The sequence below is a fragment of the Blastocatellia bacterium genome, from assembly GCA_016713405.1.
Classification (GTDB): Bacteria; Acidobacteriota; Blastocatellia; order Chloracidobacteriales; family JADJPF01; genus JADJPF01.
Map to the genome: position 1 here is coordinate 233,504 of JADJPF010000008.1, position 14,556 is coordinate 248,059.

Annotated in this window: 13 protein-coding genes and 1 pseudogene; 4 read left to right on the plus strand and 10 right to left on the minus strand. The window is 34.6% G+C overall.

From position 1 onward, the window contains the following. Positions 1–115: 115 nt before the first annotated feature. From IPK14_13000 to modA (IPK14_13010), 3 genes are all read right to left on the minus strand, one after another. Complete coding sequence (locus IPK14_13000; GenBank protein MBK7994294.1) at positions 116–1,564, minus strand: tetratricopeptide repeat protein; 1,449 nt, start codon at positions 1,562–1,564, stop codon at positions 116–118. Between the two features lie 75 nt (positions 1,565–1,639). Beyond that, positions 1,640–2,032 (minus strand): molybdate ABC transporter substrate-binding protein, encoded by a 393-nt coding sequence (gene modA / locus IPK14_13005; GenBank protein ID MBK7994295.1) that lies wholly within the window; start codon positions 2,030–2,032, stop codon positions 1,640–1,642. Positions 2,033–2,034: 2 nt separating this feature from the next. Beyond that, positions 2,035–2,361, minus strand: a complete 327-nt coding sequence (gene modA / locus IPK14_13010) for a molybdate ABC transporter substrate-binding protein (GenBank protein ID MBK7994296.1) — start codon at positions 2,359–2,361, stop codon at positions 2,035–2,037. A 117-nt stretch (positions 2,362–2,478) separates the two neighbouring features. Between modA (IPK14_13010) and IPK14_13015 the strand changes: the two genes are divergently transcribed. Both IPK14_13015 and IPK14_13020 read left to right on the plus strand, forming a co-directional pair. Continuing rightward, positions 2,479–3,504 carry a hypothetical protein gene (locus IPK14_13015; protein ID MBK7994297.1) on the plus strand — a complete coding sequence of 342 codons (1,026 nt, stop codon included), beginning with the start codon at positions 2,479–2,481 and terminating at the stop codon, positions 3,502–3,504. A 100-nt stretch (positions 3,505–3,604) separates the two neighbouring features. Beyond that, positions 3,605–4,333 carry a hypothetical protein gene (locus IPK14_13020; GenBank protein ID MBK7994298.1) on the plus strand — a complete coding sequence of 243 codons (729 nt, stop codon included), beginning with the start codon at positions 3,605–3,607 and terminating at the stop codon, positions 4,331–4,333. Positions 4,334–4,404: 71 nt separating this feature from the next. Here the strand turns inward: IPK14_13020 and IPK14_13025 are convergent, their stop codons facing one another. Both IPK14_13025 and IPK14_13030 read right to left on the minus strand, forming a co-directional pair. Beyond that, positions 4,405–5,682: an adenosylhomocysteinase gene (locus IPK14_13025; GenBank protein MBK7994299.1), complete on the minus strand. Its 1,278-nt coding sequence runs from the start codon at positions 5,680–5,682 to the stop codon at positions 4,405–4,407. Between the two features lie 32 nt (positions 5,683–5,714). Continuing rightward, positions 5,715–6,893 (minus strand): methionine adenosyltransferase, encoded by a 1,179-nt coding sequence (locus IPK14_13030; protein ID MBK7994300.1) that lies wholly within the window; start codon positions 6,891–6,893, stop codon positions 5,715–5,717. 182 nt (positions 6,894–7,075) lie between these two features. On the opposite strand from IPK14_13030, the gene IPK14_13035 reads away from it, so the two are divergent. Next, the gene (locus tag IPK14_13035; GenBank protein MBK7994301.1) at positions 7,076–8,068 is read left to right on the plus strand and encodes a hypothetical protein; all 993 of its coding nucleotides are present in this window, start codon (positions 7,076–7,078) and stop codon (positions 8,066–8,068) included. A gap of 78 nt (positions 8,069–8,146) precedes the next feature. On the opposite strand, the gene IPK14_13040 is transcribed toward IPK14_13035, so the two are convergent. From IPK14_13040 to IPK14_13060, 5 genes and pseudogenes are all read right to left on the minus strand, one after another. Then, a complete protein-coding gene (locus tag IPK14_13040; GenBank protein ID MBK7994302.1) occupies positions 8,147–8,704 on the minus strand; it encodes a topoisomerase DNA-binding C4 zinc finger domain-containing protein in 558 nt (185 codons plus the stop codon). Further along, a complete protein-coding gene (gene topA, locus IPK14_13045; protein ID MBK7994303.1) occupies positions 8,599–10,662 on the minus strand; it encodes a type I DNA topoisomerase in 2,064 nt (687 codons plus the stop codon). Before topA ends, IPK14_13040 begins: the two co-directional genes overlap by 106 nt. 33 nt (positions 10,663–10,695) lie before the next feature. Beyond that, complete coding sequence (dprA, locus tag IPK14_13050) at positions 10,696–11,820, minus strand: DNA-protecting protein DprA (GenBank protein ID MBK7994304.1); 1,125 nt, start codon at positions 11,818–11,820, stop codon at positions 10,696–10,698. 161 nt (positions 11,821–11,981) lie between these two features. After that, positions 11,982–12,925: pseudogene (gene lipA, locus IPK14_13055) on the minus strand (lipoyl synthase). Positions 12,926–13,078: 153 nt separating this feature from the next. Beyond that, positions 13,079–14,119 carry a tetratricopeptide repeat protein gene (locus IPK14_13060; GenBank protein ID MBK7994305.1) on the minus strand — a complete coding sequence of 347 codons (1,041 nt, stop codon included), beginning with the start codon at positions 14,117–14,119 and terminating at the stop codon, positions 13,079–13,081. A 194-nt stretch (positions 14,120–14,313) separates the two neighbouring features. On the opposite strand from IPK14_13060, the gene IPK14_13065 reads away from it, so the two are divergent. Then, on the plus strand, positions 14,314–14,556 hold a 243-nt coding region (locus IPK14_13065), incomplete at its 3' end, for a hypothetical protein (protein ID MBK7994306.1).

The window sequence follows — 14,556 nt, forward strand, 5'->3', positions numbered from 1 at the left end:
GCAAATACCTATAGATATTTACTTAGACATTCGATTAAGTAAATATATACCTGATATGTAGATTTTATTCCTTGTTTGCCCATTTATCAATTTTGTTAGCCGTTTATTTTGCTTTTTAGCTACCAGAAAATTGCTTTGCAAGCCCACTTTCAGCTTTACAAATTTTCTTAGTTAAATCTACTGTCCAAATAGCCGTTTCTTCTTTTCCATTTTTATTAAAAGTTACGACTACAATATATTGTCCTGTTTTATCTGGTGCAGCTACCCAGGTATATTCCTTAATATTTTGCTCTTTTATATATTGTTCTATTTGTTCACCAACACTTAAACCTTTTTTAGTAGATGGAAAATCACTAACAATTTTGATTGCTTTATATCTAGGATTTTCTAAATCAGCATCAGAAATTTGATTTCTTGTAGTAATAACTAAGTAATTATATAGATATACTATTCCAATACTTGCACTAATAAGAACTAAAATAGCAGTAAAAAAAATAGCTATTGTTTTTGTGTTAATTGCCTTTGAAAATAAACTAGGATCTTGATTATTTTTAGTTTTTAGTGAACCTGTAATAGTCTTAAGTTCTTGTTTTTCTTGAAGGAATTTTTCTTTTTCTGGATCAAAGACACAAATTAATTCTTTAACTGTAGCCAAAGCACGTTTAGCGCGAGCATCTGCACCTAGTTCAACAGCCTTTTCAAGTAAAATTTGTGCTTTATCAATTCTTCCTATTTCCTTATAAAAAAGCCCTAGTTCAGTTTGACAAATAGCCGAGTTTGGATCTATTTCTGTAGCTTTAAGTAATAATTTTTCAGCTTCTTCATTTTCTCCAAGATTGGCTAGTGAGATTCCTAGTTGGCAATGATAGTTAGCTTGTGTGTTGTCTAAACTAATAGCTTCTTTTAGTGTCTGTTTTGCAACTGTATAATTTCCTTTTCTAATTAAGGCTTCTGCTTGGATAAAAAGCTCTTTTGCTTGAATAACATTAGCTAATTTATCTGTTGTGGATTCTTCATCCATAGATAAGTCATTTACATTTTTAGAGTTAGATAGCGTGTTTTCATTGGCATCATTAATACTTACAGTTCCCACATTAATTAAATTTGGGATAACTAAAGCACCTGTGCGGCCAACACGCTCACGTTGTTGTTGTAATTCTGTCATCTTTTCTAGCAAACGAGCTAAAGCATTTAATAGTGATAAAACTGTAGCCTTATAGATAGAATCTGTGATTAAACTACTACCATTAAGTAAGATTTCTTTTCCGTTTTCTCTTACTCGAACCAAGGTTTCTATGCTATCACGAGTATTTTGCTTACCTGATATTTGTTTAACATAGTTTATTTGACATTCTAAAGGTCTGGAAAGCAGAAGTTTAATACATTCTAAAGTAGCTAACCCTATGGTCATTAGCTGGGATGAAAGATCTGTAGCAGTTGTTTTTTCCACCAATTCGCTACGTTCATTTAAGCAAAGCTCTACTTCAACACGAGATTCATTATCATTAATTGAATGTACTTCTACTTGTTTTAGTTGAATCTGATTGTTGATATTTTTTGACATTTTTTAGCTTAACTTTTTTACCTAGAATAAAATACTAGAAATTTTACTGCTCTACTATAGAATAGCCAAATTTTTCTAACAGAGCTTTGGATTTTGAGTAGTTAAAAATAAAATGAATTTTTTTGCTAATTCTTTGTTTTTACTACGTGTTACAACAGCCAATGCTTGATCTAAAGGAAAATGCAAGCTCTCATCTACTATTAAGTATTTATCTTTATCATCAACCAAAGAACGTGCAACAAAAGCAGCTTGAACATTACCTGTTTTAGCATATTGCAAAGCCATATTAACATTTTCTGCATAAACAATTTTTTTCTCTATGTTTGACCAAATTCCTATGTTTTGCAAAGCTTGTTTTGCAGCTAAACCATAAGGTGCAAGTTCTGGGCTAGCAATAGCTATTTGCTTAAAGTCAGATTTAGTTAAATCCAGTAAGTCATTAACCGTAATACTATTAGTGTAATACAAAACTAATCTTCCTTGTGCATAAATCTTTTACTAGAATTAATTACATGGTCTTTTGCAATTAATAAATCTATTGTTTTAACATCTGCTGCCATAAATAAATCAAAAGGTGCGCCGTTTTCAATTTGTTTAGCTAAATTTCCAGTAGCACCAAAACTAAAAGTAGGTTTTAGCTTGGTTTCAGCTTGAAAATCTTTTCCTATTTCTCTTAACACTGCTTCTAAATTAGCAGCAGCAGCAATTGTTAATGTTTGATTTTCCAGCTTAAAATTTTGGCTACTATTACAGCTAATAAGTAGAAAAACTAACACAAAAACTAGTAATCTAAACATTTAGCATCCTTTCAACACTTAAAATTACTTCTAATTTCCCTTGAATTAAAGTAGAACTTTTGGGTATTTTAGGTGGCATTTAATTAATTCTTACCAGTCAGGAAAATCCAAATTCTAATGAGCATTCAAGTTTATGATGATTTAATAGATCAAGAGAAATTAGACACGCTAGCAAACTATGCAAAAAAAGCTAAATATAGTTTTGGTTGGAAATCAAACTCTAGTAAAAAGTATGATCAAGGCCACTTCAACCACATTATAGTTTCAACCAAGAAAAGTGAAGTTGAAGAAGATATTGACCTTTCATTAACAGATACATTTAAAGAAAACCAAATTGTTTACGATGTTTGGAAGAATATATCTATCCGCACAGGCAAAAGGCAATTAGTAAGAGCATATTTTAATTTATATACATTAGGGACAGAAGGTTATATACATATTGATGACCCTAGAGCTAATGAATTAATTAAATTAAAAGATAAAATGCAAGAAACCTCGCTACTTTATTTAACTCCTGATTGGCACCCTGATTGGGCAGGTGAAACAGTTATTTTTGATAATAAAATGGATGTTCTTTATGCAACACTCCCAAAATATGGAAGACTTTTGCAGTTTAACGGCAAATTAAAACATGTTGGTAGAGGTATATCAAGAATTTGTAGAGAACCAAGAGTTGTTTTAGCCTTAAAAACCTACAGAGATATGCCACAAGCTGAAAAAGCTATAAACTTTTTCCAAGAATTAACCATAAATGTAAAACATAGTAAAGATACTTTCTTTAACCACTGTTTTAACATTTATAAAATGCTGAAAGAACAAGGTTTGGAAGAAAATATTTGTTTAGCTGGTCTTTTTCACTCAATCTACGGCACACAATCGTTTAGGAGTCCCTTAAATATTGATAGAGAAACAGTTAAAAACTATATTGGTGATTACGCAGAAAAGTTAGTTTATGAATTTTGTCATATGAATCCACGCTTTCATTCAATAATGACTAATGATAAAAATTTTGATTTTATTGAACATTACCATTTAGCTTGTATTGAGCTAGCCAACCTTGCAGAACAAGCTCCAAGAATACAAATTAAAGAAGGTAGAATAGAATCATTAAAAGAGCTAGTAGCAAATTTTAGAACAACTTAGGGGGATTAACTTAATTGCCTTTTTCCTTCAAAAAGTAGTTAGTAGCTTGGAACATTTATTGCGTTTGACATAAACAAGCAAACTTTTTGGAGGTGTAATTATGAAAAATTTAATTATTAGCGTCTTTTTACTCATTTTGTTAGTAATTACCTCCTCTGCCATAAATGTTAAAAGACTTAATGTTTATATGGCAAAAGGTAAAGATGCCGTCAGTATTTTGGATGATGTCGATTATCAAGGAGTCTTTCAAAACGGCATTTTTAAGGATCATAACCTAACCATAGATACTTCATCAGGAAAACAGGCTTTTTTAGATAAATTTTTTACCAGCAATGTTGTTTATTTAAGCCTACATGCTAATCCTAATAAATGGGTTGTAGCTAGTGGCGAAGTTGTCACAGTAACAGATATAGCAGAAAGCTATAAAATAAAAAAACGCTCTCCTAACCTAGTAATTGTTACAGGTTGTCAAACCATTAAAGATAATGTAGATGAATTAAGCTTTGCTAGTGCTTTAGGAATAACAAATAGCACACCTAAGCGAGCTTACTTAGGATATAGAACAATTACTGTTGGGCTATTTTCTGATAGGTTTTTCCGAGTTTTTCTTGCTACTTGGATGAAACCTAAGGCAGATGGAAATTATCGAACTTTAGAAGAAGCAAGAACCGACACTAAAGACTTTATTAACCGTATGTTGGAACGCCAGTTAGATAAAGAAGGAACAGCAAGACTTGGAAAACTAGCTAGTTTTGCTCCACTAGATCCAAGGGTTGGAGGCTCTTTTCATATTGTAGGTGATAGTAATTTGCGTTTTTCAGACCTATAAAAACAAATATAGCAGGAAAAATATAACTTTTTCCTGCTATATAGTTAACTTAAAATTTCCAAGGCTTAAAATTAAGTGCCGTGTTCCCAACTATTAATATATTCAACCATTTCTGGGGTTAAAGTATCTAGTTTTACTCCAATAGCATCTAGTTTTAAGCTAGCAATTTCTAAATCTACTTCTTTAGGCAAGTTATGAAGTCCTGCTGGTAGTGAGCCTTTATTTTTAATTAAATACTCAACAGAAAGAGCTTGATTAGCAAAACTCATATCCATTACTGATGCTGGATGTCCTTCAGCAGCAGCCAGGTTGATTAATCTGCCTTCGCCTAAAACAATAACGCGATGTCCATTGCTCTTTAATGTATATTCTTCAACAAAATTACGTAATGGACGACGATCTTTAGAAATTTCACCTAACCCAACTAAATTAAGTTCTAGGTCAAAGTGTCCAGAATTACAGACCATTGCGCCATCTTTCATCTTAGCAAAATGTGCTGTATCAATTACATGGCGATTTCCTGTTACAGTGATAAAAATATCTCCTACAGGAGCAGCTTCCATAATAGGCATTACACGGAAACCATCCATAACCGCTTCTACAGCTTTGATTGGGTCAATTTCTGTAACAATCACATTAGCACCCATACCACGCGCACGCATTGCTACACCTTTACCACACCAACCATAACCAACTACTACTATAACTTTTCCAGCTAACAAAATGTTAGTAGCACGTACAACACCATCTAAAGTTGATTGACCTGTACCATAACGGTTATCAAAGAAATGTTTGGTTTGAGCATCATTAACACCAATAACAGGAAAATTAACTACACCGCTTTTAATCATCGCGCGTAAGCGTTGAAGTCCTGTAGTGGTTTCTTCAGTAGTACCAATAATATTTGACACTTGATCTTTACGTTCTTTAACTAATGTAGCAACAACATCACAACCATCATCAATAATAATTTGTGGTTGATGATCTAGTGCAATATTGACGTGTCGCAGATAGGTTTCTACATCTTCACCTTTGCGAGCAAAAACAGGAATTCCATATTCAACAACTAGCGCGGCTGCAACATCATCTTGAGTTGAAAGAGGATTGGAAGCAATTAACACTGCATCTGCACCACCAGCTTTTAGAGCGCGTGCTAAATTTGCTGTTTCTGTTGTTACATGAGAACAAGCAACTAGCCGAATACCATCTAGCGGACGTTCTTCAGCAAATCTTTTCATAATTAAATCTAATACAGGCATCTCTCTAGCAGCCCATTCAATACGGGTCTTGCCTTGAGGGGCTAAATTTAGATCGGCTACATCACAATTTGGGACTGTGGAACTAGTCATTAAAAACTTCTCCTTAGTTATTCTTAGTTAATCTATACTTTTGCATCTTTACGTAAGCTTTCGGCTTTGTCAGTTTGTTCCCAGGAAAATTCTGGTTCAGTACGTCCAAAATGACCATAAGCAGCAGTCTGGCAATAAATTGGACGTTGTAAATTTAACGACTCAATAATACCTTTGGGAGTAAGTTGGAAGTGGGAACGTACTAATTCAGGTAACAAATCTTCATCTACTTTTGCAGTGCCAAAAGTCTCAACATAAACTGAAACAGGTTCAGCAACACCTATTGCATAAGCCAATTGAACTTGGCATTTTTCAGCTAGTCCTGCTGAAACGATATTTTTAGCAATATAACGAGCCATATATGTTGCTGAACGGTCTACTTTTGTTGGATCTTTACCAGAAAAAGCACCGCCTCCGTGAGGAGCATAACCACCATAAGTATCAACAATAATCTTACGTCCTGTTAAACCTGTGTCACCTTGTGGGCCGCCTATTACAAAACGTCCTGTTGGATTAATTAATAATTTGGTAGCACTATCCATCATTTCTGGGGAAACTTCGTGAATTACTGGCTTAATTACATGCTCAGTAATATCTGTGCGTAGGGTTTCATTTGATACTGAGTCACTATGCTGAGTAGAAACTACTACTGCATCTACTCTGACAGGCTTACCATTCTGATATTGTATTGTTACTTGAGATTTTCCATCAGGCCGTAAATAAGCCAATAAACCTTCTTTACGTACAGTTGAGAGTCTTCTAGTTAAACGATGCGCTAACATAATTGGCAATGGCATCAATTCTGGAGTTTCATTACAAGCAAAGCCAAACATTAAACCTTGATCACCTGCGCCGCCTGTGTCTACACCTTGAGCAATATCAGGAGATTGACGATTCATTGCAGTAATAACCGAACAAGTATGAGCATCAAAACCATACTTGGCACGAGTATAGCCAACTTTTTCTACGGTATCACGAGCAACTTTAACATAATCAATTTGGGCATTGGTGGTAATTTCACCTGCCACTAAAATTAAACCTGTAGCTAATAGGGTTTCACAAGCAACCCGTCCCTTTGGATCATTGCGTAAAACCTCATCTAACACGGCATCAGAAATTTGGTCGGCAATCTTATCTGGATGCCCCTCAGTAACTGATTCAGAAGTAAACAAAAAATTTCTCTTATTGCTCAAAGCGTCCTCCACTAACATATGATAAAAATTAAGGTGAGATAAAAGAGTGCAACCTAGCACAAGCTACGATATAGTGTCAAGTAAACGACGAAAAGATACCGACATATTGCTAGGGCTTTGTTACGTACAAAATAAAACTTTGCTCTTAGTAAATTTATCTTAATCAACTAGCTTACTTTACTTATAAGGTTTGTTTTTATATGAACTTGAGTCGTGCTGATTTATTTAAGATACAACTTTTAACCAATTATCCAAAACCTGGCTATGAAATCTGGTTTAGCATTGTCATTGATCCAGTAAATCAAAAAGCTTTTTGGTTACGTTACACTACTTTTTTTCCTGATCCTAGCTTAAATCTTCAACCAAAATTTGTGCTTTGGGGTTCATTTTTTGATACTAAAAACGCTAGTAACCATACTTATTTAGCTAAGAGTTTCTCTATTGATACTATTTCTATGTCAGGCGATCATTATCAACATCCTAGTGCAACTCTAAGCTTAGATAAACTTACTGGTAATATTGCTAGTGATAAATTTAGCCTGTCTTGGCAGTTATTTTATCAACATCAATTTGAAGCTTTTGATTATGCCCCAAATTTAATTAAAAACTCTTTTCTTAAATATTTTGTTAAAGCTCATAGTGTAGCTTGTTCACCTTTTGCTAAAGTAAACGGAAATATAACTTACAAAAATCAAGAATATTTACTTAATAATGCTAGTGCTGTGCTAACCCATATTTGGGGAAGTGAGCGAATAGAACAATTATTTTGGGTATTTGCACCAATCTTTGATAATGACTTTGAAGGTTGGGGAGTAGAAATTGCTATTGTTAAGGTAAAAACTTTCTTACCTCAAATAACAGTAGTTAAAATACTTCATAATAATAATTTATACTATGATTTATCTTTATTATCTGTTCTATCTGCTAAAGTTAGAATAAATTATCCAGAGCTTGAAATTAAGGCCAGATGTAAAGATTTTAAGGTAATGGTAAAAGCAAGACTTAATACATCACAAATAACGCCTTATATTTATCGAAATCCTGATGGTAAGCCATTTTATATTGAGCAAAGCGATGTGTCAGAGATTTTTTGTTTAATTGAAAAAAATGGTAAAAAACAAGAATTATTTTCTAAAAATATGGCAGCAGTAGAATTTCATGCCGTGAGGCTTGGAGCAGTAGAAATTATTTAGACCCTTATTATCAAAAATAGCAAATTCCTACTATTAATTAAAAATAGTAGGAATTTAACATTACTTTAAGTTATTTATTTAGCTAGCTTTCTGGATTTGTGAACCTGTCTTTTTATCACTAACATCTTGGATAGAAGCTAGCGACTCTGGCGAGTTAATTATTTGACGATAACCACAATCTTTAGTAGCACAATAAATTATTTGGCCTTCTTTTTTAGTTATTTTCTCAAATAAAACTGTAGCAATACATTTTGGACAACTATTACTTAAAGGTTTATCCCAGTAAACATTTTTACATTCTGGATAGCGGTTACAGCCGTAGAAGATACGTCCTTTTCTGGATTTTCTAACCAAAATTTCACCGCTACATCCAACAGCAGGACAATTAACACCTGTAGTTTCTTGTTTAATATATTTACATTCTGGATAGTTAGAGCAAGCTGTAAATTCACCATAACGACCTTGTTTTAATACAAGATTCTTACTACATTTTGGACAAAGTGCATCTAGTGGAATATCTGGCTTTTTCTCTACAGCACCACTAGCAATTTTACGGGTGTTTTTACAATCAGGATATCCTGTACAAGCGTAAAATTGTCCCCAACGTCCTTTTTTAATGCCATTTCTTTGCCACATTTTTCACATGGCTCATTACTAACGCTTTGTCCTTCTTCACTACTTTTATCAGACTTGGCCCCAGCATCCCTAGTAGCTTTACATTCAGGATTAAGACAAGAAAGATAACTTCCAAAGCGGCCTAATTTTAGAGACATTTTGCTACTACATTTAGTGCAAACCTCATCAGTAATAACACCTTCTTTAGCTCTAGTAATATTTTTTTCTGCCGCAGCTAAATCAACACTAAATTTTCCATAAAAATCACTTAAAGCTTTACGCCAATTTAAGTTGCCTTCCTCAATTTCATCTAGTCGCTGTTCCATTGCTGCTGTATAGCTAACATTAAAAAGCTCTTGGAAATTTTGCACTAATACATCATTTACTACTAAACCTAGCTCTGTAGGCTTAAATTTACCTTCTACTTTTTCTACATATTCCCTACCTAAAATTACAGAAAGAATCTGTGCATAAGTAGAAGGCCGGCCAATTCCCTTTTCTTCTAAAGCTTTTACTAGTGTTGCTTCTGTAAAGCGTGCTGGCGGTTTAGTAAAGTTCTGCTCTGGAGTAATTGTATTAAGCTTAAGTGTATCGCCTTGATCCATTTTTGGTAAGCGTAAGGCTAGTTGATCGTCCTCTTCATCTTTTTCATCTTTACCTTCAACATAAACAGCCAAAAACCCATCAAATCTAAGCACCATACCTTTAGCGCGAAAAACATATTTTGGCCCAGCATTAATATCAACTGTAGTTTCATCATAAATTGCTGGTGTCATTTGTGAAGCAACAAATCTTTGCCAAATCAATTTATAAAGGGCCAAATCATCTTTGGATAAAACTTTACTTAAAGAATCTGGAGTACGTTGGATAGAAGTAGGACGGATAGCTTCGTGTGCATCTTGAGAACCTTTTTTATTACCATAAACATTAGCTTTTTTAGGTAAATAATCTGTCCCATATTGCTTATTGATAAAACTGCGTACCTCTGTTAGTGCTGTATCAGAAACCCGTGTGGAGTCCGTACGCATATAAGTAATTAAACCAACTGTTTCACCATTTTCTAGCTCAATACCTTCATAAAGTTTTTGAGCTATTTGCATGGTTTTTTTAACTGGAAAATGCAGCTTACGTGCTGCTTCTTGTTGTAATTTACTTGTTATAAAAGGAGGTACAGGATTACGTTTTCTTTCTTTTGTGGTGACTTCAGAAACAATAAAACTTTCCTTTGTAGCTTCATCAACTATTGTTTGGGCTTGTTCTTGATTAGTTATATGAACTTCTGTTTTCTTTACTTTATCAAAATCACCTGTTTTTACTTGTTTTTCAGAGACTTTATAAAGTTTAGCATCAAAATTAGGTGCTTTTTTGGCAGTTAGATTAGCAATAATTGTCCAATATTCTGTTGGCTTAAAGCTAAGTATTTCACGTTCACGTTCTGTTACAAGTCTAAGAGCTACAGATTGCACCCTACCAGCAGAAAGCTTTCCGCCCACTTTACGACAAAGTAGCGGACTAACTTGATAGCCCACCAAACGATCTAAGACCCGGCGAGCTTGTTGAGCATCAACTTTATTTGGGTTTATTTGTCCAGAATGCTTAACAGCATCAATGATTGCATCTTTAGTAATTTCGTTAAACAACACCCTATAAACAGGTTTATTGTTACGAGTGGTTAGTTCCTCTTTTAAGTGCTGACAAATTGCCTCGCCTTCCCGATCAGGGTCAGCCGCTAAATAGATAGCTTCTGCATCTTTAGCAGCCGATTTTAAGTCAGTAACAATTTTTTTGTTGTTTCTTTTTTTAGAATCAGGGATAACTTGATAAGTAGGTTCAAAACCATTTGACACATCAACTCCCAAGCTTTTTTCTGGTAAGTCTTTGATATGACCAATTGAGGCCATTACACGAAAATCTTTGCCTAAATATTTATTAATAGTTTTTGCTTTTGAAGGTGACTCAACTACAACTAATTTTGTCATAATCTCTCTGTATAATCGAAAATGGTTAATTTTTCAGCCTAATCTAATAAAATTTTTCCCTGGTAATTGTTTTATCTTGTTTTTAATTTCTAGTTCTAGCAATGTACTTAAAAGTTGCCCCGGTGCCAAGCCACTACTAGCGGCTAACTCGTCTATATGACGTGTTTGGTCTAATTTCATCAAATCGTAAAGCTTCTGTTCATTTTCAGAAAGTGGTGTTGGCGTAAATAATTCCGCTTGAACATTTGTTTCTTCTATTTTTTGCTCAAGTATTTTAGCTTTTATGCCTAGGGGAAGCTCCTCAACTACATCCCGCCAATGTTGAACTAATTTAGCTCCGTCTTTAATTAAATAGTTTGGGCCAAACGAGTTAGCAGAAGTAATATTACCTGGTACAGCAAACACTTCTCGGTTTTGTTCCATCGCTAAACGTGCAGTTATCAAAGAGCCTGATCTTTCTGCTGCTTCAACCACCAAAACCCCAAAACACATACCCGCAATAATACGATTACGGAAAGGAAAGTTCTGTGGTAATGGAGGAGAACCTAAAGGTAATTCTGACAGCAAACCTCCTGATAACTCTACATCTACGGCAAGTTGCTTGTTCTCTTTAGGGTAAATTTGATCTACTCCATTTCCCATTATAGCTAAGGTTTGTCCCTTAGCTTCAATTGCGGCACGATGTGCAGCAGTGTCTATACCCCGCGCCAAGCCTGAAACTATTGTTATACCTTTACTAGCAAGTTCTGCTGCTAACATTTCTGCCGCATATTGTCCATAAGTTGAAGCTCGTCTTGCACCGATAACTCCTATAGTTGGTTGAGAAAAAGCTAGCTCAAAATTCCCTTTTGCATATAAAACTAAGGGTGGGTCAGCAATTTCTTTTAGTAGCGATGGATAATTTTCATCTGCTAAAGTTATTGCCATAGCACCTATAGCTTCTAATTTTTGACAATGTGCTTCTGCTTGAGCAAAAGTTTCTCCTGATAAAATAGTTTCTATAATTTCTTCTTTTAGCTTAAAACTTGATAAATCCTCATAACTAGCTCTAAAAATTTCCCCTGGTTTTTGCCAGTGTCGCAACATTTGGTAAGCAGTACGAGAACCTAATCCTTTTACAAGGTTTAATGCAATCCAGTCTTGGACATCGTGCCGCATAAAATCCTTTCCCGACAAAGCCAAACCGGTTGATGAAGATAGCACGCGGTTTTTCTTTGCGTCAATAATTAATAGTTTAAATTTGCAGTTAAAGAAGTGATAACAAATGAAGTTATTACTAATAGCTAAAAGATATCGAGGTAGATTCTTTTAGCTATTAATTAATTTGTTGGTTGATGTTGGTGTGCATGATAAGAACTACGTACTAACGGGCCAGATTCGACATAACGAAAACCCATCTCTAAGCCTACTTGCTTTAGTTCAGCAAATTCTTCTGGGGTATAAAAACGCTCTACAGGTAAATGGCTTTTAGTAGGTCTTAAGTATTGCCCTAATGTTAAAATATCGCAATCCATCGCCCGTAAATCTTTCATAGCTGTATGTAGCTCTTCTATTGTTTCCCCTAAACCACACATAATGCCGGATTTAGTTAAAACAGGATACTCACTACTACGATAGGTGCCAGCCTGTTGGATTAACTGCATTGTTTGCTGATAATTAGCATCTGGTCTTACTCGTCGATAAAGCCTAGAAACTGTTTCAGTATTATGATTTAGTACATCAGGACGAGCTTTCATTACTAAATCTAATGCCGCCCAATTGCCTTGAAAATCTGGAATTAGCACTTCTACTTTACAATCAGGATTTAGTTCTTTTACCCAATTTATTGTTTCAACAAAATGACCTGCTCCGCCATCAGATAAATCATCCCGATTAACTGAAGTGATTACAGCATGTTGAAGTCCAAGTTTTTTTACAGCTTCTGCTACATGTCTAGGTTCTTCTTCATCAACAAAACGTGGTGCACCTTTGTAACAGCACAAAAACCACAATGACGAGTGCAAATATCCCCTAAAATCATAAAAGTAGCAGTACGATTGCTAAAGCACTCAAAGATATTAGGACATCTAGCTTCTTGGCAAACAGTATGTAAACTTAAGTCTTCTACCATATGGCGGACAGACTGAAAGTTTTCTGCTGTGCTAAGTCGTATTTTTAGCCAAGGTGGTTTTGGCCCGATGGGTGCGCTACGGCTGGTAAAACCTGTTTTTAAAGTATTTGTTTCTAATGAAAGGACTGGTAAACTTTTTTTTGTGCTACTCATAAAATAAATTATAAGCTTCAAAAATTGACACGCAACTTAACCAAGCATTATCTTGGATTATCACAAAAAATTAAGTAATTTCTAACAACAACTTATTTAGCAAAGATGCAATAAAATCACTTTTCCTGCTAAAGTTTTTCCTTAAAATTCGCTTTATTTTCCTATCTCACGAGCCTGGCGATAATATTCTGCTGCTTGATTTTCTTCTCCCATTCCTTCATAAAGCTCGCCAATATGTTTTATTACCAAAGCTTCTTTACTGCGATCACAGCCTTTTTGACAAACCTTTAGAGCTTGCTTTAGATAACCAAGTGCATCTAGAGGCAAGTTAACTCGATAATAAACCATTGCTAAACTATTAAGTGCTATGGCTTCGCCTTGCCAATCTCCAATTGCTTGATAAGATTTCATTGCCTGCTTATAAGAACTAATTGCTAATGAAGAACGCATATCTTCTGCGTAAATATTACCTAAGTTATGTAATGCTATAGCTTCTCCATTGGGTTCCTTTATTCGTCGATAGACATCAAGTGCTGAACGGTGTAAGTCTGTTTGCAAACGTTTAGTTAAAGTAGGCATACCTAAAGCAGCAGCACTAGCTATAGATTGAGCTTCGCCTAAGCCATCTCCAGCTTCTCTATACAAAGTTGTAGCCTGTTCATAAAGAAAATAAGCCTCATCAGCATCTCTTTGTGTACCATTCTTAAAAATCCAGGCGCGGCTATAAAGTTCTTGTGCTTGGGCGCGTTTACGCTCTGATAAGTTTGGAGACTGTTTAACAGGCAAAGAAATCTTATAACTAGCATCTCCTCCACGAGATGAAAGAACTTCTACTAACACCTTATATTTGCCTGTGTTAGCAGCTATTCCCCGCCAAAGTTCTGGCCCATAAGCACCACTATAACTATCAACAATAGCAATCTTCTTTCCTTCAGGGCTAATTATGCTCATTCGGGTATCGCTACCTTGTTGCTGACAAAGTATTTCTATATATTCACCTTTAGAAAACTCAAATTCATAAGAATGAATAGGTAAGGAATTTTCCTTTACGCAAGAAATAGGAATGGTTAACACTTGACCTATAGTAAGTAAAGTATTTTGTTGGGCAGCAGCTTTAATATTACATATAAATACTATAATAAAAAACAGAACAACACTGGACAAATAGGTAGATAAAGATCTTTTAGATCGCATAATCCCCCTTTCACCTAAAAAGAAGACAACAGCACTTTTGGTTAATGGTTTGTTATTTATAACTATGGTTTAATTAATTAGTTATAGATAGTTTTTTGTTGTTAGACTATTTTTCGGGGACAGATAAATGTTAAGATCTAAAGCAAAAAACTGCAACAACTACTAGAAAAATTTTTTAAGTTTTTGGAGTGTTCATGTCCAAACGCCGTAAAGGTAGTAAACTTCTAGGTCAAACTCTTGCTAATAAATATTTGTTAGAAACAATTATTGGTGAAGGCGGGTTTGGTACAGTCTTTTCTGCTAGAAATATTGAAAATAATCAAAAATACGCTATTAAAATTTTAGATCTAAAAACAGATTCTCTAGTAGACCAAGAAAAAGATCTGCAATACTTCCAACGCGAAGTAGGGATACTTTCACGTGTTCAGCATCCAGCA

What these genes read in the sequence shown, in the direction of transcription:
- IPK14_13000 (MBK7994294.1), bottom strand. Translation starts at nt 1,564, where the DNA reads ATGTCAAAAAATATCAACAATCAGATTCAACTAAAACAAGTAGAAGTA.
- modA (MBK7994296.1), bottom strand. Translation starts at nt 2,361, where the DNA reads ATGTTTAGATTACTAGTTTTTGTGTTAGTTTTTCTACTTATTAGCTGT.
- IPK14_13015 (MBK7994297.1), top strand. Translation starts at nt 2,479, where the DNA reads ATGAGCATTCAAGTTTATGATGATTTAATAGATCAAGAGAAATTAGAC.
- IPK14_13020 (MBK7994298.1), top strand. Translation starts at nt 3,605, where the DNA reads ATGAAAAATTTAATTATTAGCGTCTTTTTACTCATTTTGTTAGTAATT.
- IPK14_13025 (MBK7994299.1), bottom strand. Translation starts at nt 5,682, where the DNA reads ATGACTAGTTCCACAGTCCCAAATTGTGATGTAGCCGATCTAAATTTA.
- IPK14_13030 (MBK7994300.1), bottom strand. Translation starts at nt 6,893, where the DNA reads ATGTTAGTGGAGGACGCTTTGAGCAATAAGAGAAATTTTTTGTTTACT.
- IPK14_13035 (MBK7994301.1), top strand. Translation starts at nt 7,076, where the DNA reads ATGAACTTGAGTCGTGCTGATTTATTTAAGATACAACTTTTAACCAAT.
- IPK14_13040 (MBK7994302.1), bottom strand. Translation starts at nt 8,704, where the DNA reads ATGTGGCAAAGAAATGGCATTAAAAAAGGACGTTGGGGACAATTTTAC.
- topA (MBK7994303.1), bottom strand. Translation starts at nt 10,662, where the DNA reads ATGACAAAATTAGTTGTAGTTGAGTCACCTTCAAAAGCAAAAACTATT.
- dprA (MBK7994304.1), bottom strand. Translation starts at nt 11,820, where the DNA reads ATGCGGCACGATGTCCAAGACTGGATTGCATTAAACCTTGTAAAAGGA.
- IPK14_13060 (MBK7994305.1), bottom strand. Translation starts at nt 14,119, where the DNA reads ATGCGATCTAAAAGATCTTTATCTACCTATTTGTCCAGTGTTGTTCTG.